Source organism: Serratia sp. CY27727 (assembly GCF_052169275.1).
GTDB classification, from domain to species: Bacteria; Pseudomonadota; Gammaproteobacteria; order Enterobacterales; family Enterobacteriaceae; genus Serratia; species Serratia sarumanii.
In genome coordinates this window covers 1-2,835 of sequence record NZ_JBJNLB010000026.1, presented here as the reverse complement: position 1 = coordinate 2,835, position 2,835 = coordinate 1, and the positions used below count along the sequence as shown (strand labels likewise).

Here is a 2,835-nt window from a genome sequence, read left to right as displayed (position 1 = left end):
CGTAGTTCACCGACCGCTTGGTGTCTATGCGGTGCCAGGTGTAGCCCGCCCCGCCGCGCAGCGCCAGCGCCCCGAACTGCTTGTCGCCGTACGCCGCCAGGTGGTAGTTGTCGCTGTCCACCTTCGACCCGTACCCGCCGTGCAGCGAGGTGCGGGTGTAGCCGGTCGCCACCCCCAGCCGCCAGTCGTCCGCCGCCGCCGAGTCCAGCCCCACCAGCACCCCGTAGGTCGAGGCCTGATAACCCGTGGCGTTGGCGTCGCCCGACGCGTGGTCCCACGCCCCCAGCAGCTGCGCCCAGGCACCGCCTTCATCCGCCTTGATGGCCGACGAGCTCGCCAGCCCTTCCGCCTGACGCAGGCGCCCGTTCAGCGCCTCACGCAGGTAGCGGCTGTCGTTCACCAGCGCCGAGGCGATGTCCGCATGGATTTGCCCCGACAGCTGACGGAACGCCTGCCGCGCTTCGCCCGCCGTGCCGCTGCCGAGCAGGCTCTCGTACACCGGGTTGCCCGCCGCCAGCGCATCCGCCGCCGCCGCCGCCGCCCGCTCGTTCGCCGTCTGCGCCACGCTGGCGAAGCTGGTGCCGTTGCGCCCGACGCTCAGCGTCACCCCGGTCGGCTGGTAGCTCAGCCCGGTGCCGAGGAACAGGTAGTTCGGCGCCACCGTGTCAAACTGCCCGCTCACCCCCTGCTGCGCGCTCAGGATGGTGTACTGCTGGCCCAGCAGGCTGCGCACCTCGCTTTGCGTCAGCAGGTTGGGGCTGTTCTCCAGCGTCACCGCCACCTCGCCGCCGCCGATCGTCGCCGATCCGCTGCTCTGGATCCGATCGCTCTGGCCGTTCGGCCCCACTTCCACCGCGTAACGCGAACCCGGCTCGAAGCTGACGTTGCCGGCCACGTTCAAAGTGCCGATCGAGTTGCCCGGCGCCACGGTGCCGCCCTGACGGGCGGTCAGCGAACCGACCGTGCCGCTGCCGCCGACGATGCCGCCGCTCTGCACGCTGACGGCCGAAGTGACCGAGCCGTTGACAGCCAACCGCCCCTGATTGACCAGCGTCGGGCCGGCATAGGTGTTGGCGCCGGTCATGACCAGCGTGCCCATCCCTTCTTTGGTCAGGCCGCCGTGGCCAGAGATGTTGTTGGAGTAGACTTCCAGTTCGCAGCTGATGCCGTCACACTTTCTGGCGTGCAGCGTGCCGGCATCCACCTCGGCGCCCAGGCCCGGAATATTGGCGACAAACTGGGTCGGGCCGTAGGCCACGCCCGTCGGATCCGGGATGCGGAACTCCGCCGGAATATCCTCGACGGTATAGAACATGCCCGGGCCGTTAATGGCTTTGCCCAGGTTGATCATCCCCCAGCCGTAGAGCGCGTCGATGCCCGGCGCGCCCATGTCGGTGGCGGTAGTTTTCAGCACGTCGGCAATCTGCGCCGAACTCATGTACGGGAAACGCTGCAGCAACACCGCCACCGCGCCGGTGACGTGCGGCGTCGCCATCGAGGTGCCGTTTTTATTGCCGTAGTCCGACACCAGGTTGGCCGGATCGGAACCGTTGGCCACGGTGCTGTAGATTTTGCTGCCCGGCGACGAGACGCAGAAGCTGGCAGTATAGCCGCAGCGGGAAGAGAAGCTGCTGATGGTGTAAGGCACGCTGTTGGCCGAAGCCGCATCCTGCGCCACGCTGGCGACCGACAGCCAGTTCGGCGCGATGTCCGGCACGAAGTAGGCCAGCCCGCTGATCACATCCGGCTGGTTGTAGTTGCCGTCGTTACCGGCGGCGAACAGCACCAGAATATTTTTGCGCGCGGCGTCGATGGCGCCCTGATAGCCTGCGCCGGCCAGGCTGCCGAGCAGCGGTTTGACCTGATCGAATTGTTCCTGCGCATCCTTCAGCTCAAAGTGCAGCGCGTTAGGATCGCGGCCGCCGTCGGACAGAAAGTCGGGAATACTGACGCCCCAGCTGTTGTTGATCACCCGCACGCCGTTGTTGATCATCGCCTGCCAGCCGGCATTGGTGACGGCGCCGTCCAGGCCGAGGAATTCACCATAGGCCGGGCCGTCGTTGTCGTTATCGACGCTGATCACCTGCGAATCGAAAGCCACGCCGTGCATGCCGACGCCGTCGCGGTTGGCGGCGCTGATGCCCGCAACGTGCACCCCATGATTGCTCAGCATGCCCTGTGAGCCGCTGTAGAAGTGGAAGGTGCCGTCGAAGTAAAAGCGGTCGCCGGCGTTAATGCCCGGCCGGTGCGGATCGGTGTAGGCGCGATAGCCTTCGGTGACCACGTTGATCAGTTTGCCGTCGCCGGCGAACTCGGGATGGCGGTTGACCGGGGTATCGAAAATGCCCACCTTCTGCCCTTTGCCGGTATAGCCGGCGGCGTAGGCCTCATCGGCGTGGATCGCCCCCAGCCCCCAGTTGGCGTTGAATTCGGCGTTGCGCCAGCTGGCCGGATCGCCGGCTTGGCCGTTCACCTCGTGCGGTGCCGCCTGTGCATACCCCGCCAGCGCCATGCAGCAGACCAGCGCGTTCAGCCGCCACGGCGAGCGGCGAGCATTTCCTTTGCTATCAAAACCCATTGTTGTTGTCATTTCCTTACCTTTTGCTTGTTATTGGCCGACGCCCCAGGTGCGCCGGGCTTTCATTAGCAGGATGTGAAAAAGGAACCGTCCGCAGACGGTTCCGGTACAAGGATTGAATCGATGGTGTTTGTGCTTAGAAGCGCCAGGTGAAACCGGCGTTGACGCTGTTGTCCTGGTGGTTCTGCGACAGCAGCCCGCCGTAGCCCAGCGACAGCGTGGCGTTCTCGTTCACCGCCACTTCCGCCCCCGCCTTC

At 66.0% G+C, this 2,835-nt stretch carries 2 protein-coding genes; both read right to left on the bottom strand.

What is annotated here, in order from left to right:
• Positions 1–2,590: autotransporter outer membrane beta-barrel domain-containing protein (locus ACJ8HB_RS24910; protein WP_442520275.1), on the bottom strand; the 2,590-nt coding region annotated here is incomplete at its 3' end.
• Between the two features lie 124 nt (positions 2,591–2,714).
• A partial coding sequence (locus ACJ8HB_RS24905; protein ID WP_146224401.1) for an autotransporter outer membrane beta-barrel domain-containing protein occupies positions 2,715–2,835 on the bottom strand: 121 nt, incomplete at its 5' end.